Here is an 18,729-nt window from a genome sequence, read left to right on the forward strand (position 1 = left end):
TATTTATTTTAAATAGGTTGACAATGGGGTGGGCAGGTGGTATACTCCTTTCAGATCAAAAAGGGAGTTGAAAGACATGTCTGCTGTCGCTGTGGAAAAACCGAAGTGGAGTACCCGCGATATGGCCTATATCGCGGTGTTCGCCGTGCTGATTGCCGTCTGTTCCTGGATTGCCATTCCCACCACCGTGCCCTTTACCCTCCAGACCTTTGCCGTGTTTGCCTCGGTGGGGCTGTTGGGGGGCAGGCGGGGAACGCTGGCTGTGCTGGTGTACATCCTGTTGGGCGCTGTGGGAATCCCGGTGTTCGCGGGCTTCAGCGGGGGAATTGGAATTCTGATGAGCACCACCGGCGGATACATCCTTGGCTTTTTAGGTTCCGCGCTGCTCTATTGGGCCATCACCGCCCGGTTCGGTACAAAGACGGCTGTCCAGGCCGCCGCCATGGTGCTGGGCCTTGCGGTCTGCTATGCCTCTGGCACGCTTTGGTTTATGCAGGTCTACGCCAGAACCTCCGGGCCGGTGGGGCTGACGGCCGCCCTGGGCTGGTGCGTGATCCCCTTCATTGTGCCGGACCTGTGCAAGATCGCGCTGGCTCTGTGGCTGAGCCGCCGGCTGGGCCGCCATGTCAAATGAGCTGCGGCCCCACCACGCCCTGTGCCTCCGGTTTTTTGAGGGGAAGGGGTACAGCAAGGGGTTTACCGCCCACATGGCCCAAGTCCATGGGGAACTGACGGAGGATGCGTTGGTATACCTCACCGCGGGGGAGGATGTGATCTGCGCCTTCTGTCCCAACAGCGGCACCGGCTGTCCCGACGCCGCCCGGTACGACCGGACGGTACTGGAGCTGTGCGGATTGTCACCGGGTGAGACGCTGACTTGGGGCCGGTTTTCCAAGCTGGTCCGCCGCAGGATTTTGGCGGAGGGAAAGCTGAGCCAGGTCTGCGGCGACTGCCAGTGGGCACATGTATGCGGGTCAAAACAGATATGAGACGGCTCTTTGGGCTGCTTTGCGGCATATAATGTGCCGCCGCAGCTGGGTTTGAACCGTCGGGCGCGCATCGATAGGAAATAAAAAAGCGGCTGCAATGCAGCCGCTTTTTTATTATCCGGAATCATGCGGACGCCGGCAGTCCGGTCATTTTTTGGGCACGTGGGAGGCAAGGTAGGCCTTGGCCTCCTCGCAGCTTTGAAAGTGGGGGGCGTTGCCAAACAAATACTGCAGCAGGTCGTTCCACTGGTTCAGGGGAAAATCAGACCGCTCCAGCACCGGATCGATGCGGATGGTGCCCGGATCCCGATACCGCAGGTCCGAAATCAGGCAGTGATTGCTGCGCGCAAGGTATTCCAGCAAATCCATGGTATCCTCCCATAAAATTACAGTTGCACAGGTCAAACATTTTAACATATTATGAGCTTTTTCTCCAAAAAAGTCAAGTTTTAATCTTCTGTCTCAAGTTTTAAAATGGTTATTGTTCCGAATTGAAATGGATACTATAAAGGGGGAGACGCAGACAGGAGGAAACCGGATGACCTATGATACAAAGCTGATCGGCAGCAGGCTGAAGCAGGCGCGAAAGGCAAAGCACTACACCCAGGACTATGTATCCGCCCAGGCCAACATCGGGGAGAAATTCCTCAGCCAGATTGAACGAGGAAAAGCCGGACTGTCTGTGCAGACACTGCTGTCGCTGTGTGAGATTCTGGAAGTAAGTCCCAATTCCATCCTGCTGGCGCAGAGCGATCTGTCAGATTCCCGGCTGGAGGAGTTGATGGGCCAGCTGACGCCCCGGCAGCGTCAGGACGCGGAGGCCATTTTAACGGTATTTGTGCGCAACTGTCTGGAAAAGGAAAAATAAAGTCGTGGGAAACAGGCTGTTTCCCGCGGCTTATTGCTGTACCGGCTCCTTAGTAGAGGGTCAGAGCTTCCGGTACTGGTACAGCAGATGCATGCGTACGGTGGCGTTGCTCCGGTTTTCCACCTGAAAGGGTTGATCGGCGTCAAAGCGGATGGCGTCCCATTCCATCAGCCGGCAGAGCTCCCCGCCCACCGTCACCTCGGCCGTGCCGGACAGCACGGTCAGATAGGCGGTGCAGCCGGGCACCCGGGGCTCCGGCGCAAAGCACCCGCTGATGAAGATGTCCACGTGGCTGCTCTCCAGTCGGGAGCGCTCGTCAAAGTAGAAGATGGGCCGCTGGACCACCTTACCGCCGTCCAGCCGGATCGGCTTTCGTTCTATCTCCGGCGCAAGCAGCACCTCTTTGCTCTCCCGGCTCTCCACCAACTGTTCCACGGAGACCTTCAGCGCACCGGCGATCTTGCCCAGGGTGGCCACCGAAGGGTTGGCCTCGCCTCGCTCGATCTGGCCCAGCATGCTTTTCGATACGCCGGACTCCCGGGCGGTGCGCTCCAGACTCATCTTCTGTATCTTTCGCAGCCGCTTGACATTTTCCGCCACAAATTCGTTGATCTCTGCCATAATGCACCTACTTTGATTGATATAATATCGAAAATTATCATTATAGTACGCTTTTTGTAAAATCATGTCAAGAAAAAGCCTCCTCTGGAATACTCCAGAGGAGGCTTTATTTGCCGCGTCAGCTCCGCTTCCACTTGGCGCCGCCGGGAAGGTCGGTGATCTCAATACCCTGCTGGTTCAATTCGTCGCGGATGCGGTCGGCCTCCGCAAAGTTCCTGGCCTTTTTCGCCTCAGCCCTCTGCAGCACCAGCGCGTCGATCTCCGGGTCTCCCTCGCCCTGGATGAGAAAGCCGCCGGCGGCGGACTTGGCGGAGGACTCCTCAGCCCTGCGCTTTTCTGCGGCCTTCTCCAGCAGGCTCAGCCCTAAGACCTGGTCGAATTCGCCCAGGAGATGGAGCTTGGTCTCATCATTGGTCTGGCACTTGAGCACGTCGTAGAGGGCGGTGACGGCCAGGGAGGTGTTCAGGTCGTTGTCCAGGGCGGCCTTGAATTTTTCCCGCGCCGCCCTGGCGGATTCCTCGTCCACGGCGGCGCCGCTGTCTTTCAGGGCGGCGACGCGGCCGATGAGCTTCCCATAGGCCCCGGCGGCGTTGTCCAAGTTCTCCCAGGAGAACACCAGGGACTTGCGGTAGTGGCTCTGGAGGCAGAACAGCCGGTAGGCCAGGGGATCGTAGCCCTTTTCCTCCAGCAGCGACACGGTGAGAAACTCGCCCTTGGATTTGCTCATCTTGCCGGAGGTGGTGTTCAGATGCAGCACATGCATCCAGTAGTTGCACCACTTGTGGCCCAAATAGGCCTCGGATTGGGCGATTTCATTGGTGTGGTGGGGGAAGGCGTTGTCAATGCCGCCGCAGTGGATATCCAGGTCCTCGCCAAGGTGCTTCATGGAGATGCCGGAGCACTCGATGTGCCAGCCGGGATAGCCGACGCCCCAGGGGGAGTCCCACTTGAGGGCCTGGTCCTCAAATTTGGATTGGGTGAACCAGAGGACAAAATCGTTTTTGTTGCGCTTGTTTGTGTCCTCTTCCACACCCTCGCGGACGCCCACGGCCAGATCGTCTGCGTCGTGGTCGTTGAAGATATAATACTTCTCCAGCCTGGAGGTGTCAAAATACACATTGCCGCCGGCGCGATAGGCATAGCCGGTCTCCAGCAGCCGGGAGATGATCTTGATATACTCGCCGATGCAGGCTGTGGCGGGCTCCACCACGTCGGGGCGCTTGATGTTTAAGCGGCGGCAGTCCTCGAAAAAGGCGTCGGTGTAAAACTGGGCGATCTCCATGACGGTCTTGTGTTCCCGCCTGGCGCCCTTGAGCATCTTGTCCTCGCCCGAATCCGCGTCGGAGGTTAGGTGCCCCACGTCGGTGATGTTCATCACCCGCTTCACATTGTAGCCCGCATAGCGCAGGTATTTTTCCAGCACATCCTCCATGATATAGGAGCGCAGGTTGCCGATGTGGGCAAAGTGGTAGACCGTGGGGCCGCAGGTGTACATCTTTACGATGTCCGGGTGGTTGGGGACGAATTCCTCTTTTTTGTGGGAAGCGGAGTTGTACAGATGCATATCAGGCAGTCCTTTCCTTTGAGTTTTTCAGTTCTTGTTCCAGCTCTTCGATACGGGCGGTCAGGGCGCACAGCTCCTGATGCACCGGATTGTCCACATGGATCTGGTCCACTTCGTCTGTGAAGCGGACGGGTTCACCACGGCCACGGGCGATCTGGGCGGGTACGCCCACTGCGGTGCAGTCCGGCGGCACCTCATCAAGGACCACGGCGTTGGCGGCGATGCGGGCGTTGTCGCCCACCTTGAAGGGGCCTAACACCTTGGCGCCGGAGCCGATCATCACATTGTTGCCGATGGTGGGATGGCGTTTTCCCTTATCCTTTCCCGTGCCGCCCAGGGTTACGCACTGATAGAGCAGCACATCGTCGCCGATTTCCGTGGTCTCGCCGATGACGATGCCCATGCCATGGTCAATGACAAGGCGGCGGCCGATCCGGGCGCCGGGATGGATTTCAATGCCGGTCTTCTTGCGGCTCCGCTGAGAGACCCAGCGGGCCAGGAAAAAACGGCGGCGCACATAGAGATAGTGGGCCAGGCGGTGGTATAAGACGGCTTTTACGCCGGGGTAGAGCAAAAAAATCTCTATCTTGCTCCGGGCCGCGGGGTCCCGGCGCTGATAAGCGGACAATAATTCATTGAGACGATTCAAGTTAAGATCTCCTTTATTCAATCAGATGTCGGCGGGATGCGCGGCAACATCGAAGGAGTGCGAAAAAAGTCATAAGTGCCTCCCTGCCCGGAGGCGGCTGTATCCGCAGGGAAGACAGCTCAGCCTATGCGGGTCAAAATAAAAACGCCCCTCATACCCGTCAGGGTACAAGAGACGTCGAAAGACGCGGTTCCACTCTTGCATTTTGCTCACGCCGGCCAAACAGCCGGACAGCCCGGTAACGGCGGCTCCGCCGGGGGCCATTACGCCCCGTGCTCCCGGATGCACTTCACACCCTCCGCCGTAGGCGCGCTTCCAGCCGCTGACGCGCCCTCTCTGCCCTTTGGACGGATGCTACTCTTTCCGCTCATCGCACATTTGTACTCAGTATATTATCAGCCTTTGCGGCGCGTGTCAAGGGATTTTTCATTCGCCCGCGATGTTGCAAATGCGCCGGATCATGGTTGCCCCGGGGCGGGCGGTGTGATAAGCTAAGGGTAACTTACAGGAGAAGGGAGCGGTTCCATGATACGAGCGGGAAGAGAGGCAGACATCGGCCCCATTGAAAAAATCTATCACCGGATTCTGGAGCGGCAGGAGGCCGGACTTGCGTCGGTGGGCTGGATTCGGGGCGTTTACCCCACCGCGCAGACGGCCCGGGAGGCCCTTGCGGCGGGAGAACTCTTTGTGCTGGAGGAGGACGGAGCCGTGGCCGCCGCCGCGCGGATCAACCAAAGGCAGGTCCCGGAGTATAAAAATGCCAGATGGCGGTATGCCGACGCGCCGGAGGAGCAGATCATGGTTCTGCACACGCTGGTAGTGGACCCGGAGCGGTCGGGGATGGGGTATGGGACGGAGTTCGTCCGGTTCTATGAGCGCTATGCCCTCCAGCACAGCTGTCCCTATCTCCGCATGGACACCAACGCGGTGAACGCCGCGGCCCGCAGGCTGTACCGCGGCCTGGGCTATTGGGAGGCGGACATCGTGCCCTGCGTATTCAACGGCATTCCGGATGTACAGCTTGTGTGTCTGGAAAAGCGGATCGGGCAGTAGAGCAAAGGCCTCCACCGGAAGACGTCGGAGGCCTTCACCGCAAAAGAAAACGTGAACAGTCCCGGCGGAGAGAAAAGGGATCGGAAGATCAGGCGGGGTATTTCGGGCCGCGGCGCTCCAGCCCGGCAATAAAATGGAGGAGATTCCGGGTGGTGAGACGCAGCCCCTCCTCGCTGTGGGCCATGGCCTCCTCAAGGGCCATGGGCTGGCGGTGGATGGGGAAGATACCGGTCACCCCTTGGTCATAGGCCTCGTCCACATCGCCGGCCGCGGACCCCACCAGCGCCGCCACCGGCACCCCGGCTGCCCTGGCCCGCCGGGCCACGCCAAGGACCACCTTGCCCCGCAGACTCTGGCGGTCCAGCCGCCCCTCGCCGGTGATGACCAGGTCCGCCTGCCGGAGCAGCTCATCAAAATGCACCGCATCCAGAACAGTTTCAATGCCCATCTGCAGGCGGCCCCCAAGGAGGGCCACCGCGCCCGCCCCCATGCCTCCGGCGGCACCGCCTCCGGGCAGATGGAGCACATCCACACCCAGATCCCGGCGGACCACCTGTGAAAAATGGAGCAGCCCCGCGTCCAGCCGCTCCGCGATCTCTGGAGTCGCGCCTTTTTGCGGGCCGAAGACGAAACTTGCCCCGGCGGGGCCGCAGAGCGTGTTGTCGATGTCGCACATGGCCACCACATCCATGGTTCGCAGCCGGGGAAGGAGGCCGCTGACGTCGATGTGGGTCAGGCGGTGCAGTGTGCCGCCGGTGGGAAGATACTCCTTCCCGGCGGCGTCCAAAAAGCGAACGCCCAACGCGGCGGCGGCGCCGCAGCCGCCGTCGTTGGTGGCGCTGCCGCCCAGGGCCAGGATCAGCCGTCCGGCGCCCCGATCCAGGGCCGACGCGATCAGCTCTCCCACACCAAAGGTGGTGGTCTGGTCCGGGTGAAGGCGTCCGCCTGTCAGGGGAAGCCCCGCGGCCGCGGCCATCTCCACCACGGCGGTGCCGTCCGGCAGCAGACCATAGAATCCGGTCCGCTCCTCCATGTAGGGCCCGTGGCAGGGCGCTTCCACCCGCCGGCCGCCCAAAGCGGACAAAAAGGCCTCCACACTGCCCTCGCCGCCGTCGGCCACAGGGATGCTGACCACCCGGGCGTCCGGGACGCAGGAGCGGAGCTCCTCCTCCACCAGACGGCAGATCTGGATGGAAGACAGGGAGCCTTTGAAGGAATCAGGGACCAGAAGGAACTGTTTCATGGCGCGCCTCCTTTCAGGGAAAATCCTGTCTTGATTGTAGCGGCGGGGGAGGGAGCTGTCAAGCCGCGAAACCGGTTGCAGGGCCGGCGGCGGTATGGTATCATGGAATGCAAAAACAGTTGACAGCTGGAGGGAATTGAAGAAAATGAAAAAATTTGTGTTTGGCGTGATGCTGGCAGTCATCGGCCTTATGTTCGCCGCCATCTGTTTCGTCCATGCCCTGTGCAACCCCTGGAACTACAATGGAATCGATGGGCTGTTGGGCTCTTTTCTTGGCACCGATACGCTGATTCCTTTCGTAATTTCCCTGCTGGTGCTGATTGCGGGCGTTGTGATCTGCGGCCGCGAGGCCTATCGCAGGAAGTAGGAGCCGCCCAGAGACAACAGACGGACACGGAGTGGAGGGATTTCTATGAATCTGGCGTGCAAGCTTGCGGGTATCCTGTTTGCAATTCTGGCGGCAGCGCTTCTTCTGCTCTCCGCCTGCATCGCCCTTTTTGGGCGCGGAAGTGGGTTCCTGGATTTGAGCAATGTAGTCGCGCTTGCGGTGTTGGGGAGCGCGCTTGTCTCCGCCGCACTCTCGCTTGTTGCGTTTTTACTCCTGAAAAAGAAGCCAAAGTGACCGATGCGCCGCTCAGCATGCAATGCTGAGCGGCGCACTGTTGCTGGCCGGTGATAGACGGCAAAAAGCACCCGCGCCATAGCGCGGGTGCTTTTTATGCAATGGAAGCTCAGGCCAAAAAACCCTTCAGGATGCAGTCCTCCGCCTCCTCCTCGGTGAGGCCAAGGGTCTCCAGCTTCAAAAGCTGGTCGCCGGCAATCTTGCCGATGGCCGCCTCGTGAATCAGCTGGGCCTCGGTGCAGTTGGCGGTGATGGCCGGGATGGAGCGGATTTTGGCGTTCCCCATGATGATGGAGTCGCACTGAACGTGGCCGAAGCACTGGGCGTTGCCCACCATCCGGGGATAGAAGACCTGGCTGGAGCGGTCCTGGGCCACGGAGCGGGAGATCACCCGGCCCTTGGCATCCTCGCCGTCCAGGACGATCTCCATATCCGATTCGGCCACTTGGTCGCCGTGGGTCAGCAGCCGCTCGGTGATGACGGCCTCGGCGCCCTTGCCGCAGACGATCTTTGTGTCCCGCTTGGTGGAGTCGATGCCACGGATCTGGGTGGTATCCATCCGGATGGAGGCACCCTCCTCCAAATAGACCACGGTCTGGGGGTTCATGATGCGCCCGCCGGTGCCGTCCCCGTCACCGTAGTGCTTTTCCGTATAGTGCACCCTGGAGTTCTTGCCCACATAGAAGGTGTGAATTCCGTCATGGCGGGAGGTCTCCGCGCCGCAGTTGTGAATTCCGCAGCCGGCCACAATCTCCACATCACAGTTTTCACCGATGTAGAAGTCGTTGTACACCATCTCCTCAATACCGGGCTTGGTGATGATGACGGGAATGTGGCAGGTCTCGCCCACGGTGCCGGCCTTGATGCGGATGTCAATGCCGGGCTTGTCCTCCTTGCCGGTGATCTGGATATGCTCGGTGCTCTGCCGGCCGTCGCAGCCGGAGTCTTTGCGGATGTTGAACGCGCCCACCGGCTTGCCGATCAGATCCGCGATCTTCTCCAGCAGGCTGCGGTCCACCTGGCTCTCCATCATCAGCGCGCACCTTCTTTCGTCAACACCGGGCAGGACCCGATGGTACTGGTCAAAATCTTGGGAAGAATCTCCTGGGCGCTGCCCCGGTGGGAGATGGAGCCATCGCCCACCACGATGACCTCGTCGGCAAGGGAGATGATCCGCTCCTGATGGGAGATGATGACCATGGTGGCGGTTCCGGCACTGTGAATCTGCTCAAACGTCTCCGTCAGGCGGGAGAAGCTCCAAAGGTCGATGCCCGCTTCCGGCTCGTCGAAGATCATCAGCTCCGCGTCCCGGGCCAGAATGGTGGCGATTTCAATGCGCTTGACCTCGCCGCCGGAGAGGGACACATCCACCTCCCGGTCCAGATAGTCGTTGGCGCACAGACCCACCTTGGTCAAAAACTGACAGCAGAGCTCCTTGGGCAGCTTCTCGTTGCCGGAGGCCAGGGTCAGCAGCTTGCGGACCGTCAGCCCCTTAAACCGGGGCGGCTGCTGAAAGCCGTAGCTGATGCCCAGTCGCGCCCGCTCGGTAATGCCCAGGGCTGTGATGTCGGTCCCGTTCCAGAGAATCTGGCCGGAGGTGGGCTGTACCAGACCCATGATGACTTTGGCAAGGGTGGTCTTTCCGCCGCCGTTGGGTCCGGTGAACACCACCAGGCGGTGGTCCTCAATGGTCAGGGAGATGTCTTTTAAAATTCCAAGTTCCCCATCCTGATCGTGGACGGAGTAACAGATATGGTTCAGTTCCAGCATACGCTGACCTCCTTTGTCGCAAACAGGGAAAACCCGCCGGAATCATATTATTTTACCAGATGTGGCCGGAAAATGCAATTGGCTGCGCCGCATTCGCGGAGTATCTATACAGTATTCTACCAAAAAAGCAAAATTAAACCGGTTGCAGATGCAACAGGAACTAAAATTCACCCGGTTGCATACAATGGCGGGAAAAGGAGGCGGAATCCATGGATCAATATGATTACCGGCAATACGACCGCATCTGGGAGCGGGTGGCCCCTACCCTGAACCCCTATCCTGCCGCCCGGACGCAAAACAGCGCCGCCGCGGCGCCCATGACCGTACAAGAGGAGGAGACCCTGCCCGGGGCCCAGCAGGACCCCTGCTGTATGGGATCGGCGGCGGCGGAGTCGATAGAGGTGCTCAAGGGGTTCATCGAGGAGGAGCTGGCAGACCGGCGGTATTACCTTGCCTTCGCGCGCCAGGCGCCCAACCCGTCGGCTGCCCGCACACTGCGGGAAATTGCCGCGGATGAGGCGGGCCATGCAAAACGGCTGCTGGCCGTGTACTACCTGATCACCGGGGAATGCTTCCGGCCCGCCTTTGGCAGCGAGCGGATCAGCATCGGCCCCTGGTGCGCCGCACTGCGGGGGCGCTACCACGAGGAGGCCTGCGGAGGCTTCAATTACATACGGGCGGCGGAGGGAACCACCGATCCCTGCCTGAATAAGCTCCTGACGCAGCTTTCGGAGGATGAATACCGCCACGCGGACAGAATGCTTGCCCTGTTGGAGCGGGCTCTGTAGCTCCGCCATAAAGTCTGTGCCGCCCGGCGGCACAGACTTTGCTCTTTTCGACAAATAAACAGGGCCTGGAATGGCTATTCCTTAGAAGAAACGTACATTTACACGAGGAGGCGACCGTGCTAAAATTACTTTAACACTTAAAAGCGTAACGGCGCAAAGTAAAAAAGAAACGGGACTTTAAAGAGAGAGGGAATCGATCATGAGCCAGATCAAGTTTATGAGTGGGGAGAACATCCCCCTGGAGATGCATAAAGTCCGGATTGTCCAGAAGCTGTACCTGCCCACTGTGGAGCAGCGCCGGAAAAATATGGAGGCGGCGGGCAACAACACCTTTTTGCTGCAAAATAAAGATGTGTTCATCGACATGCTCACCGACAGCGGCGTCAACGCCATGAGCGACAACCAGCAATCGGCCATGCTGCAGGCCGACGACGCCTATGCCGGCTCCGCCACCTTCACCCGGCTGGAGAGTAAGCTCCATGAGCTCTTCGGCATGGACTACTATCTGCCCACCCACCAGGGCCGGGCGGCGGAAAACATCCTGGCGGAAACCTATGTGAAGCCCGGCACCGTGATTCCCATGAACTATCACTTCACCACCACCAAGGCCCACATCACCCGCCTGGGGGGCAGAGTGGAGGAGCTGATCTGCGACGAGGGTCTGGAATCCTTCAACGACTATCCCTTCAAGGGCAATTTCAATGTGGACAAGCTCCGCGCGCTCATCGAGTCCGAGGGGGCGGAGAAGATCCCCTTTGTCCGCCTTGAGGCGGGAACCAACCTCATCGGAGGCCAGCCCCTGTCTCTGCGGAACATCAAGGACGTGTGCGCCGTGTGCCGGGAGTATGGGATTCTCACGGTGCTGGACGCAAGCCTCCTTCAGGACAACCTCTATTTTATCAAGCAGCGGGAGGAGGCCTGCAAGGACATGACCATCCGCCAGATCACCCGGGAGATCGCGGATGAGATGGACATCCTCTATTTCTCCGCCCGGAAATTGGGCTTTGCCCGGGGCGGCGGCATCTGCATCCGCAGCGAGGCGGAGTGCCTGAAAATGAAAGAGCTGGTCCCCGTGTACGAGGGGTTTTTGACCTACGGCGGCATGTCCGTCCGGGAGATGGAGGCCATCACCGTGGGCTTGGAGGAGACCATGGACGAGGACGTCATCTCCCAGGGTCCCCAGTTCATCCGCTATATGGTGGATGAGCTGCACGCGGCGGGCGTGCCGGTCATCACTCCGGCCGGAGGCCTTGGCTGCCACATCGACGTAAAGCAGTTCCTTCCCCATGTGCCCCAGGAGCAGTACTCCGCCGGAGCCCTGGCGGCGGCGCTGTACATTGCCGGCGGCATCCGGGGCATGGAGCGCGGCACCATGTCCGAGCAGCGGGAGCCGGACGGGTCCGAGCATCTGGCGGCCATGGAGCTGGTGCGGCTGGCGGTGCCCCGCCGGGTGTACACCCTCTCCCAGGTGAAGTATGTCATCGACCGGGTGAAGTGGCTGTATGAAAACCGGGAGATCGTAGGCGGACTGAAGTTCATTGAGGAGCCCGCGGTGCTGCGCTTCTTCTTTGGCCGGCTTGCACCCGTGTCCGACTGGCAGGAGAAACTGGTGGCCAAGTTCCGCTCCGATTTCGGAGACAGCCTGTAAAAAAATACCCCCTGCTGAGGCAGCTCAGCAGGGGGTATTTGCTGAGTGGCTTTACGCCACGTCCATCGCGTCGTAGATGTCCACGTAGGAGGCCACCTGTTCCTCACCCTCGTAAAACCGGAGATCGCGCAGGTCCACCGTGCCGTCGATCACGATGAGAAACGGGGCGGAGCCCGCGTAATCCGGCAGATCCACCGACTGTTCACCGCCGTCGTAAACCGCCGTCACCCGGGTGTAGCGCACCTGCCGTACCTCATCGGTGCGGTAGTCCCAGTATCGCTCATTTACACTGCCGAAGGCGGCTGTCACGCCGTTTCCATGGAGGACGGCGCCATGAAATCCCGGAGCCCTGGCGGGCTCGCAGTCATAGCGGGCGGCAATGCCGTATTCCATATAGGATTTATCAAGGATATAGGCCGTGTACATAGTGACATAGCGTGTGTCCTCGGGATTTCGCGATTCGGTGAGCAGCACCACGCTGTCGCCGCACACATCGGCCGCCACCACCGCATCCTCCTCCCCCTGATTGACCAGCGCTTTTGCGGCGTCGGCGATCTGCCGCTGCTCCGCCATCCGAATGGGATTGGTGATCAGCACAGCGATTATGACAGCGACCGCCGCCGCCGCCGCGGGAAAGACGATCCAAAAGGAAGGGGTTCGATAGCGCATCACATGTTTGATCCGTCCCTTTACATCTCCCTCGCCAAAGGCCAGGGGGACGGCGGCAAAGGATGACCCGGCGGCCAGTTTCAGCAAGGAGGCGGAGTAGTCGGCCCGGATGTCCACGCCCGCCCGTTGCAGCACGGCTTCGTCACAGGACATCTCCATGTCCCGTTCCGACAGGGTAAAGGCCAGCCAGACCAGGGGATTGAACCAGTGAAGGGTCAGGGCAAGAAAGGCAAGGAGTTTCACGATGTGATCGTGGCGGCGGATATGGGTCTGCTCGTGGAGAATGATGTAAGAGCGCTCCTGTTCCGAAAGAGCGGAAGGCAGGTAGATGACAGGCCGGAACAGCCCCACCACAAAGGCGGAATGGATGTGATCGGCCGAGTAGAGATTATCCCGCACGTGCACGGAACCTGTAAGAGTGCGCCGCAGCCGCCAAAGGGAGAGGGCGCTGCAGATCAGCAGTGCGCTTACGCCAAGCGCCCAAATCAACGAAAAGAAAGAGGGCTCCGTCTCTGCCGCCGGAGAGGATTGGGGCTCCTGTTCCGTGACCGGAGGCTCGGGATAGAGCTCATGGACGGCAACAGGCATGTCCACCGCGTTGAACAGGGAAATGGGGGAGGAAAAAGACACCGGGCACAGCAGCCGAAATAAAACCACCGCCCACAGGAGATGGGAAAACAGCTTTGGGGCCCGCTTCAGCAGCAGCCTTGATAGCGCCACGGCAAGAATCACGGGGCTTGCCGCAAGGCTCATGTCTAAAATCCGGGAGAACACTGCATCCATCCACATGGTGTCACCCCCTGTGTTCATCGATGAACCTCTGAAGCTCATCAATTTCCTGTTTTGACAGCTTTTTGCGCATGGAAAAGGCTGTCAGGAACCTGGGAAGGGAGCCATGAAAGGCTTCATCCACAAATTCCTCGCTTTGCCGGGCGTAAAACTCCTGCCTTGAGAGGAGGGATGTTACTGCTCCTCCGCTGTTTTGAAAGATACCGCGTTCGCAAAGGCGCCGCAAAATGGTGTACGTCGTTGATTTTTTCCACTCCAGTTCCCGCTCACACAGCCTGACCAACTCTCCGGAGGAGAGAGGCTCATTGTCCCAAATCAACTCTGCAAACCTGGTCTCCACGGCGCCCAGCCGATATTCCGTCATATGCAGCCTCCTTTCGGTCTACTAACTGTAGCCCACGCCATGAGTTTACTATGTGTAAACCAAAAAGTCAAGCAAATTTTGCCTTGAGGTGGAATTCCTTTCCAAAACGCTTGCACATTGGAAAAAAAGCGGCTATACTGACAAAAAATCCATACAAAGGAGAATCCTCTTATCATGAAAGAATGCATTTCACGCCAGGCGGCCCTTGCGCTGCTGAGAAAGTATAACGCCGAGCCCTTCCACATCCAGCACGCGCTGACGGTGGAGGGCGTAATGCGCTGGTTCGCCGGGGACCTGGGCTTCGGTGAGGACGCGGAGTTCTGGGCCACGGTGGGCCTTTTGCACGATGTGGATTTTGAGAAGTGGCCGGAGGAGCACTGCGTCAAGGCGCCGGAATTGCTGGAGGAGGCGGGCTGCTCCAGGGAGTTTATCCATGCGGTGTGCAGTCACGGCTACGGCCTTTGCAGCGAGGTTCGACCGGAGGAGGAGATGGAGAAGGTGCTCTTTGCCTCCGACGAGCTGACCGGGCTCATCGGCGCCGCTGCCCGGATGCGGCCCTCCAAGAGCTGTTCGGATATGGAGCTGTCCAGCCTGAAGAAGAAGTTCAAGGATAAGAAGTTTGCCGCGGGCTGTTCCCGGGATGTGATCCGCCAGGGGGCGGAGTTGCTGGGCTGGGAGCTGGACACGTTGATGGAGAAGACTCTGGAGGCCATGCGCTCCTGCGAGGAGGCCGTCAGCCGGGAAATGGAGTCCTTGGGACTGTAAAAAAGCCGCCGGAACAGGCGGCAAAAAACGCGCGGCGCTATCAGGCGCCGCGCGTTTTCATGTTATTCCATCGAGATGATGTAATAATAGACGGGCTGACCGCCGGAGAGGACGGAGATTTCCGCCTCGGGGCAGGCCTTCTGGAAGAGGTCCGCGGCCACGCTGGCGTCCTCCTCGCTGACGTCCTCTCCGAAAAAGAGGGAGACAAAGGAGGCTTCCCGGCTGGCGGCGTCCTCCGCTAACTTTCCAAGCAGGGCGGTGATGTCCCTGTCGGTGCCGAAAAGCTTCCCCTCCTCAAGGGCAAGGTAGTCGCCCTCGCTGATGGCAAAGCCGTCGAAATCGGAGTTCCGGGCGGCATAGGTGATCTGGGCCGTGGTGACGGCGCCGATGGCATCGGCCATGGCGTCTGCAATCTGCTGAGCGTCCTCCGCGTCAAAATCCACGTTCATCATGGCGGTGATGCCCTGAGGCACGGTCTTGGTGGGGATGACCACCACCTCCTTGGAGGTGAGGCCGGCGCACTGCTGGGCGGCCATAATGATGTTTCCGTTGTTGGGCAGGACAAACACGGTCCTGGCGTTGATGCGCTCGATCTCCTTGAGGATGCTTTCCGTGGAGGGGTTCATGGTCTGCCCGCCGGAGACCACGCCGTCCGCGCCCAGGTCCTTGAACAGAGCGGCCAGGCCGTCGCCGGCGCACACGGCCAGAAAGCCAAACTCCTTGGGGGGCTCAGCGGGGGCGGAGGGTTCTTCCGCCTCCAGATCGTCCACGCTCTGGGTCTTCCGGCCCGCGGCCATGTCCTCGTACTGGGTGCGCATATTCTCAATTTTCGCTAACTCCAGCGTACCGTATTTCTGGGACTCGGTAAGGGCGGCGCCGGGGATGTCGGTGTGGACGTGGACCTTGAAGGCGTCGTCGTCCTCGCCGATGACCAAACTGTCGCCGATGCCGCTCAGATAGGACCGCAGCGGCTCGATGGACTTGCCGGGGATCCTGCGGACGATGAACACGGTGTCAAAGGTAAAGGTGATCTCCTCATCCGTGAGGGCGGCAAAGTCGGCCTTTTCCTGGGGATGGGATTCCTCGTTTATCTCCGGCAGTGGTTCCCCGCGCATGGCGGCCAGCATTCCTTCCAGCACGATCAGATAGCCCTTTCCGCCGGCGTCCACAACACCGGCCTTCTTCAGTACCGGGTTCATCTCAATGGTCTGGTCCAGAGTGGCGTAGCCCTCGGCAATGGCCTCCTCCAGAACCTTCTCAATGTCCTGGGTCTCGGCGGCTACTTCACAGGCCCGCTTTGCGGCCAGGCGGGAGACGGTGAGCACGGTGCCCTCGGCGGGCTTCATCACCGCCTTGTAGGCGGAGGCCACGCCCTCCTGCATGGCGTTTGCAAAGGCGGCGCTGTCGGCGGACTCCATGCCCTTGAGGGACTTGGACAGTCCCCGGAAGAGGAGGGACAAAATGACGCCGGAGTTGCCCCGGGCGCCCCGCAGCAGCGCGGAGGCGGTGATGGAGGCGGCCTGCTCCAGGCTCTGGGGATCGGATTTCTTCAGCTCCGCCACAGCGGTGTTGATGGTCATGCTCATGTTGGTGCCGGTGTCTCCGTCGGGCACGGGAAAGACGTTTAGGTCGTTGATGGCCTGCTTTTGGATGGTGATGGCCGCAGCGCCGTGGAGCACCATCTGCTTGAAAAGAGCGCCGGTAAGCTGTTCGTTCATGTTTTTAAGCTGCCTCCTCACATGGTCATGGAATCGACGCAGACATCCACTGAGCGCACGGTGACGCCGGTGTTGTGGTTGACTACGTACCGCACCTCGCTCATAATCGAGCGGCATACGGCTGTCAGATTCACGCCGTTTTCCACGATGATGTGGAGTTCAATATCAATGGAGTCGTCCTCGTTATAGGTGACCTTGACGCCCTTGCTCATTGCCTCGCGGCGGAGCAGATGGACAAGCCCGTCGGTCATGGAGCGGAACGCCATGCCCTTCACGCCAAAGCAGTTGGTGGCAGCCACGCCGGCAATGTTGGAAAACACTGCGCTGCTGACAGAAACTTCGCCGCGTTCAGACTGAAATTTTATCATAAAAAGCGTCCTTTCTTTCCGGATAGTCAGGAAAAATCCCTTATGTCCCCGCGCTCTGAACGACGTGCCTTTGAGCCGGGTCACAGTTTCGGTAGCTTATTATATACGATTTTTTCAGGAAGTACAAGCAAAAAAAGAGCCGGCGCGGGTTTTACGGCATTGTTTTTGGCATTCCAATATTGAAATCTTTCCGAATCTGACTTAAAATAGAACAGTATATGATTGTGGTCTGCGGGAGACAGGGCTGGTCTGGGGAGTGATACGATGAAAAAAGGTCCGCTTTGTGTGCTGGCCTGTTATGTGATTTGGGGACTGCTTCCCGGCTACTGGAAGCTGATGTCCTCGCTGGACTCCTTTTATATTCTGGCCACCCGGATTCTCTGGAGCCTGATTTTTGTGGGGCTGATTCTGCTTGCCTCCGGGCAGATGGACCGTGTGCGCGCGGCGCTCCGGGATCGCGGGGAACTCCTGCGTCTCAGCCTGGCCGGGGTGCTTATCTGCGTCAACTGGGGCGCCTTCATCTGGGCGGTGAACAGCGGTCATATCCTGGACTCCAGCCTGGCATACTATATGAATCCCATCCTCACTATTTTAATCGGGACCTTTGTGTTTCATGAAAAGCTGACCAGGCTCCAGTGGGTGGCGGTGGGGATCACCCTTGCGGGGATTGTGGCGGCTGTGGCGCGCTTTGGCCAGATCCCCTGGCTGGCGCTGGTCATCGGTGGGGCGTTCGCCCTGTACGGCGCGGTGAAGAAGGGCTGCCGCGTGGACGCGGGCACGTCCCTTTTCCTTGAGACGCTGGTGCTGGCCCCTGCCGCGCTGGCATTTGTGCTCTGGTCGGAGTGGAACGGGACCGGCGCCGTGGGCAATATGGGGCCGGGTGGTTTTGCGCTGCTGGCCTCCACGGGAATTGCCACCAGTGTGCCGCTGCTCTTTTACGCCAAGGGCATCGTACTGACGCCCTACACCACGGCCGGGATTTTGATGTACGCCAATCCCACGCTGCAATTCATCGTGGGCGCCCTCTTTTTCCATGAGCGGTTTACCACCACCTACGCCATTCTCTTCGGCTTCGTCTGGACGGGGCTGATCTTTTACGTGGCCAGCGACCTGCTGGCCCACCGCGCACAGCGGAAGAATCAACAGTTGGAGGAACAATAAATGCGAGTGATTACAGGCTCCGCCCGGGGCCGGCGGCTGAAGGAGCTGGAGGGGCAGGACACCCGTCCCACCACCGACCGGGTGAAAGAAGGCATGTTCAGCATTTTGCAGTTTGACCTGGAGGGGCGGCGGGTGCTGGACCTGTTCGCCGGCACGGGCCAGCTTGGCATCGAGGCCCTCTCGCGGGGAGCGGCCTTTGCCGTATTTGTGGACCACCGGTTCGACGCGGTGAAGCTGATCCGGGAAAACCTGAAGGTGACGGACCTGGCGGACCGGGCCAAAGTGGTGTCCGGGGACGCAATGGAATATCTTTCAAGCCTGCGGGAAAAGTTTGACATCATCCTGTTAGACCCGCCCTATGGGGCTGAGCTGATAGAGCCGGCGCTGGCCCACATCGCGCGATTTGACATTCTTTCCCCCCATGGTATAATTGTGGCGGAAAGCCCTGCGGGACGCGCTCTGCCCGCCCTTGCGCCGCCCTACGGGATCCACCGCACCTACCGGTACGGCAAGATCGGACTGACCGTGTATCATAGAAGTGCAGATGAGGAGGAGTCCAATGACAACGGCGATCTGTTCGGGCAGCTTTGATCCCATCACCCTGGGACACCTGGATATCATCCGGCGGGCGGCGGAGTGCTTTGACCGGGTCTATGTGTGCGTGGTCCCCAACGCGGAAAAGCGGGGACAGATGTTTACCCCGGAGCAGAAGCTGACGCTGGTGCGAAAGGCCGTGGAGGGACTTCCCAACGTGGAGGCGGAGCTGTGGCCGGGGCTGCTGGCGGAGTTCGCACAAAAGCACGGCGCGAAGGTGATTGTCCGGGGCGTGCGCAACGGAAGCGATTTTGACCAGGAATATCAGATGGCCCGCATCAACGGCGGGCTGTGCCCGGGGCTGGAGACGGTGTTGCTGCCGGCCGCGGCGGAGTACGAACACTTCAGCTCCACCATGGCCCGGGAGATGATCCGCTACGGCCAGCCGCTGGAGCGGTACCTGCCGGCGGCCATTGTCCCGGATATCAAACAGTGGATCAACGGGCGGTAAGGCGCGCGGGATCGGATAGACAGAAAGGAATGGAA

Annotated in this window: 23 protein-coding genes; 12 read left to right on the forward strand and 11 right to left on the reverse strand. The window is 59.8% G+C overall.

The genetic code is table 11. The features are described 5' to 3' along the window. Positions 1–76 precede the first annotated feature (76 nt). Positions 77–634: a biotin transporter BioY gene (locus tag KQI82_RS05125; RefSeq protein ID WP_216631807.1), complete on the forward strand. Its 558-nt coding sequence runs from the start codon at positions 77–79 to the stop codon at positions 632–634. Beyond that, on the forward strand, positions 624–989 hold the full coding sequence (locus KQI82_RS05130) for a DUF1284 domain-containing protein (protein WP_216631808.1): 366 nt from the start codon (positions 624–626) through the stop codon (positions 987–989). Before KQI82_RS05125 ends, KQI82_RS05130 begins: the two co-directional genes overlap by 11 nt. Before the next feature lie 147 nt (positions 990–1,136). Here KQI82_RS05130 and KQI82_RS05135 read toward each other — a convergent pair whose 3' ends face one another. After that, a complete protein-coding gene (locus tag KQI82_RS05135; RefSeq protein WP_216631809.1) occupies positions 1,137–1,358 on the reverse strand; it encodes a hypothetical protein in 222 nt (73 codons plus the stop codon). 169 nt (positions 1,359–1,527) lie between these two features. Between KQI82_RS05135 and KQI82_RS05140 the strand changes: the two genes are divergently transcribed. Continuing rightward, positions 1,528–1,857 carry a helix-turn-helix domain-containing protein gene (locus KQI82_RS05140; RefSeq protein WP_216631810.1) on the forward strand — a complete coding sequence of 110 codons (330 nt, stop codon included), beginning with the start codon at positions 1,528–1,530 and terminating at the stop codon, positions 1,855–1,857. A gap of 60 nt (positions 1,858–1,917) precedes the next feature. Here KQI82_RS05140 and KQI82_RS05145 read toward each other — a convergent pair whose 3' ends face one another. From KQI82_RS05145 to epsC, 3 genes are all read right to left on the reverse strand, one after another. Continuing rightward, positions 1,918–2,478: a helix-turn-helix domain-containing protein gene (locus KQI82_RS05145; RefSeq protein WP_216631811.1), complete on the reverse strand. Its 561-nt coding sequence runs from the start codon at positions 2,476–2,478 to the stop codon at positions 1,918–1,920. 118 nt (positions 2,479–2,596) lie between these two features. Continuing rightward, positions 2,597–4,042 (reverse strand): cysteine--tRNA ligase, encoded by a 1,446-nt coding sequence (gene cysS, locus KQI82_RS05150; protein WP_216631812.1) that lies wholly within the window; start codon positions 4,040–4,042, stop codon positions 2,597–2,599. A 1-nt stretch (position 4,043) separates the two neighbouring features. Further along, complete coding sequence (epsC, locus tag KQI82_RS05155) at positions 4,044–4,691, reverse strand: serine O-acetyltransferase EpsC (protein ID WP_216631813.1); 648 nt, start codon at positions 4,689–4,691, stop codon at positions 4,044–4,046. A 525-nt stretch (positions 4,692–5,216) separates the two neighbouring features. Between epsC and KQI82_RS05160 the strand changes: the two genes are divergently transcribed. Beyond that, positions 5,217–5,744, forward strand: a complete 528-nt coding sequence (locus KQI82_RS05160) for a GNAT family N-acetyltransferase (protein WP_216631814.1) — start codon at positions 5,217–5,219, stop codon at positions 5,742–5,744. An 88-nt stretch (positions 5,745–5,832) separates the two neighbouring features. Here the strand turns inward: KQI82_RS05160 and KQI82_RS05165 are convergent, their stop codons facing one another. Next, complete coding sequence (locus KQI82_RS05165) at positions 5,833–6,987, reverse strand: glycerate kinase family protein (RefSeq protein WP_216631815.1); 1,155 nt, start codon at positions 6,985–6,987, stop codon at positions 5,833–5,835. Between the two features lie 145 nt (positions 6,988–7,132). Between KQI82_RS05165 and KQI82_RS05170 the strand changes: the two genes are divergently transcribed. Then, positions 7,133–7,354, forward strand: coding sequence for a hypothetical protein (locus KQI82_RS05170; RefSeq protein WP_216631816.1), 222 nt, complete (start codon positions 7,133–7,135; stop codon positions 7,352–7,354). Positions 7,355–7,399: 45 nt separating this feature from the next. Next, a complete protein-coding gene (locus KQI82_RS05175) occupies positions 7,400–7,609 on the forward strand; it encodes a hypothetical protein (protein ID WP_216631817.1) in 210 nt (69 codons plus the stop codon). A 109-nt stretch (positions 7,610–7,718) separates the two neighbouring features. On the opposite strand, the gene KQI82_RS05180 is transcribed toward KQI82_RS05175, so the two are convergent. Further along, positions 7,719–8,642, reverse strand: coding sequence for a SufB/SufD family protein (locus KQI82_RS05180; RefSeq protein ID WP_216631818.1), 924 nt, complete (start codon positions 8,640–8,642; stop codon positions 7,719–7,721). Beyond that, complete coding sequence (locus tag KQI82_RS05185) at positions 8,642–9,379, reverse strand: ABC transporter ATP-binding protein (protein WP_216631819.1); 738 nt, start codon at positions 9,377–9,379, stop codon at positions 8,642–8,644. Before KQI82_RS05185 ends, KQI82_RS05180 begins: the two co-directional genes overlap by 1 nt. A gap of 209 nt (positions 9,380–9,588) precedes the next feature. Here KQI82_RS05185 and KQI82_RS05190 point away from each other — a divergent pair, with 209 nt between their 5' ends. Together KQI82_RS05190 and KQI82_RS05195 are read left to right on the forward strand one after the other, a co-directional pair. Further along, positions 9,589–10,167 (forward strand): ferritin family protein, encoded by a 579-nt coding sequence (locus KQI82_RS05190; RefSeq protein ID WP_216631820.1) that lies wholly within the window; start codon positions 9,589–9,591, stop codon positions 10,165–10,167. 199 nt (positions 10,168–10,366) lie between these two features. Beyond that, entirely contained in the window at positions 10,367–11,815 is a 1,449-nt protein-coding gene (locus KQI82_RS05195) for a tryptophanase (RefSeq protein ID WP_216631821.1), read from the forward strand. 51 nt (positions 11,816–11,866) lie between these two features. Here the strand turns inward: KQI82_RS05195 and KQI82_RS05200 are convergent, their stop codons facing one another. Together KQI82_RS05200 and KQI82_RS05205 are read right to left on the reverse strand one after the other, a co-directional pair. After that, complete coding sequence (locus KQI82_RS05200; protein WP_216631822.1) at positions 11,867–13,273, reverse strand: M56 family metallopeptidase; 1,407 nt, start codon at positions 13,271–13,273, stop codon at positions 11,867–11,869. A 4-nt stretch (positions 13,274–13,277) separates the two neighbouring features. Beyond that, a complete protein-coding gene (locus KQI82_RS05205; protein WP_216631823.1) occupies positions 13,278–13,637 on the reverse strand; it encodes a BlaI/MecI/CopY family transcriptional regulator in 360 nt (119 codons plus the stop codon). A gap of 174 nt (positions 13,638–13,811) precedes the next feature. Between KQI82_RS05205 and KQI82_RS05210 the strand changes: the two genes are divergently transcribed. Next, a complete protein-coding gene (locus KQI82_RS05210; protein ID WP_216631824.1) occupies positions 13,812–14,402 on the forward strand; it encodes a hydrolase in 591 nt (196 codons plus the stop codon). 62 nt (positions 14,403–14,464) lie between these two features. Here KQI82_RS05210 and KQI82_RS05215 read toward each other — a convergent pair whose 3' ends face one another. Both KQI82_RS05215 and KQI82_RS05220 read right to left on the reverse strand, forming a co-directional pair. Further along, complete coding sequence (locus KQI82_RS05215; protein ID WP_216631825.1) at positions 14,465–16,120, reverse strand: DAK2 domain-containing protein; 1,656 nt, start codon at positions 16,118–16,120, stop codon at positions 14,465–14,467. A gap of 17 nt (positions 16,121–16,137) precedes the next feature. Continuing rightward, positions 16,138–16,488, reverse strand: a complete 351-nt coding sequence (locus tag KQI82_RS05220) for an Asp23/Gls24 family envelope stress response protein (protein WP_241426620.1) — start codon at positions 16,486–16,488, stop codon at positions 16,138–16,140. A gap of 264 nt (positions 16,489–16,752) precedes the next feature. Here KQI82_RS05220 and rarD point away from each other — a divergent pair, with 264 nt between their 5' ends. The 3 genes from rarD to coaD are packed head-to-tail and all read left to right on the forward strand — an operon-like array spanning position 16,753 to position 18,694. After that, a complete protein-coding gene (rarD, locus tag KQI82_RS05225) occupies positions 16,753–17,649 on the forward strand; it encodes an EamA family transporter RarD (protein ID WP_216631826.1) in 897 nt (298 codons plus the stop codon). Further along, complete coding sequence (gene rsmD / locus KQI82_RS05230) at positions 17,650–18,240, forward strand: 16S rRNA (guanine(966)-N(2))-methyltransferase RsmD (RefSeq protein ID WP_216631827.1); 591 nt, start codon at positions 17,650–17,652, stop codon at positions 18,238–18,240. After that, positions 18,209–18,694: a pantetheine-phosphate adenylyltransferase gene (gene coaD, locus KQI82_RS05235; RefSeq protein ID WP_216631828.1), complete on the forward strand. Its 486-nt coding sequence runs from the start codon at positions 18,209–18,211 to the stop codon at positions 18,692–18,694. Before rsmD ends, coaD begins: the two co-directional genes overlap by 32 nt. Positions 18,695–18,729 lie beyond the last annotated feature (35 nt).

This window comes from Dysosmobacter acutus (genome assembly GCF_018919205.1).
Taxonomy (GTDB): domain Bacteria; phylum Bacillota; class Clostridia; order Oscillospirales; family Oscillospiraceae; genus Oscillibacter; species Oscillibacter acutus.

Excerpts from the sequence above, each read along its gene's own strand:
- KQI82_RS05220 (WP_241426620.1), bottom strand. The coding sequence starts at position 16,488 with ATGATAAAATTTCAGTCTGAACGCGGCGAAGTTTCTGTCAGCAGCGCA.
- rsmD (WP_216631827.1), top strand. The coding sequence starts at position 17,650 with ATGCGAGTGATTACAGGCTCCGCCCGGGGCCGGCGGCTGAAGGAGCTG.
- KQI82_RS05140 (WP_216631810.1), top strand. The coding sequence starts at position 1,528 with ATGACCTATGATACAAAGCTGATCGGCAGCAGGCTGAAGCAGGCGCGA.
- KQI82_RS05190 (WP_216631820.1), top strand. The coding sequence starts at position 9,589 with ATGGATCAATATGATTACCGGCAATACGACCGCATCTGGGAGCGGGTG.
- KQI82_RS05205 (WP_216631823.1), bottom strand. The coding sequence starts at position 13,637 with ATGACGGAATATCGGCTGGGCGCCGTGGAGACCAGGTTTGCAGAGTTG.
- KQI82_RS05130 (WP_216631808.1), top strand. The coding sequence starts at position 624 with ATGTCAAATGAGCTGCGGCCCCACCACGCCCTGTGCCTCCGGTTTTTT.
- KQI82_RS05195 (WP_216631821.1), top strand. The coding sequence starts at position 10,367 with ATGAGCCAGATCAAGTTTATGAGTGGGGAGAACATCCCCCTGGAGATG.
- KQI82_RS05185 (WP_216631819.1), bottom strand. The coding sequence starts at position 9,379 with ATGCTGGAACTGAACCATATCTGTTACTCCGTCCACGATCAGGATGGG.
- KQI82_RS05125 (WP_216631807.1), top strand. The coding sequence starts at position 77 with ATGTCTGCTGTCGCTGTGGAAAAACCGAAGTGGAGTACCCGCGATATG.
- KQI82_RS05180 (WP_216631818.1), bottom strand. The coding sequence starts at position 8,642 with ATGATGGAGAGCCAGGTGGACCGCAGCCTGCTGGAGAAGATCGCGGAT.
- KQI82_RS05215 (WP_216631825.1), bottom strand. The coding sequence starts at position 16,120 with ATGAACGAACAGCTTACCGGCGCTCTTTTCAAGCAGATGGTGCTCCAC.
- KQI82_RS05165 (WP_216631815.1), bottom strand. The coding sequence starts at position 6,987 with ATGAAACAGTTCCTTCTGGTCCCTGATTCCTTCAAAGGCTCCCTGTCT.
- KQI82_RS05210 (WP_216631824.1), top strand. The coding sequence starts at position 13,812 with ATGAAAGAATGCATTTCACGCCAGGCGGCCCTTGCGCTGCTGAGAAAG.
- KQI82_RS05200 (WP_216631822.1), bottom strand. The coding sequence starts at position 13,273 with ATGTGGATGGATGCAGTGTTCTCCCGGATTTTAGACATGAGCCTTGCG.
- coaD (WP_216631828.1), top strand. The coding sequence starts at position 18,209 with ATGACAACGGCGATCTGTTCGGGCAGCTTTGATCCCATCACCCTGGGA.
- KQI82_RS05175 (WP_216631817.1), top strand. The coding sequence starts at position 7,400 with ATGAATCTGGCGTGCAAGCTTGCGGGTATCCTGTTTGCAATTCTGGCG.
- KQI82_RS05145 (WP_216631811.1), bottom strand. The coding sequence starts at position 2,478 with ATGGCAGAGATCAACGAATTTGTGGCGGAAAATGTCAAGCGGCTGCGA.
- cysS (WP_216631812.1), bottom strand. The coding sequence starts at position 4,042 with ATGCATCTGTACAACTCCGCTTCCCACAAAAAAGAGGAATTCGTCCCC.
- KQI82_RS05135 (WP_216631809.1), bottom strand. The coding sequence starts at position 1,358 with ATGGATTTGCTGGAATACCTTGCGCGCAGCAATCACTGCCTGATTTCG.
- rarD (WP_216631826.1), top strand. The coding sequence starts at position 16,753 with ATGAAAAAAGGTCCGCTTTGTGTGCTGGCCTGTTATGTGATTTGGGGA.
- KQI82_RS05160 (WP_216631814.1), top strand. The coding sequence starts at position 5,217 with ATGATACGAGCGGGAAGAGAGGCAGACATCGGCCCCATTGAAAAAATC.
- KQI82_RS05170 (WP_216631816.1), top strand. The coding sequence starts at position 7,133 with ATGAAAAAATTTGTGTTTGGCGTGATGCTGGCAGTCATCGGCCTTATG.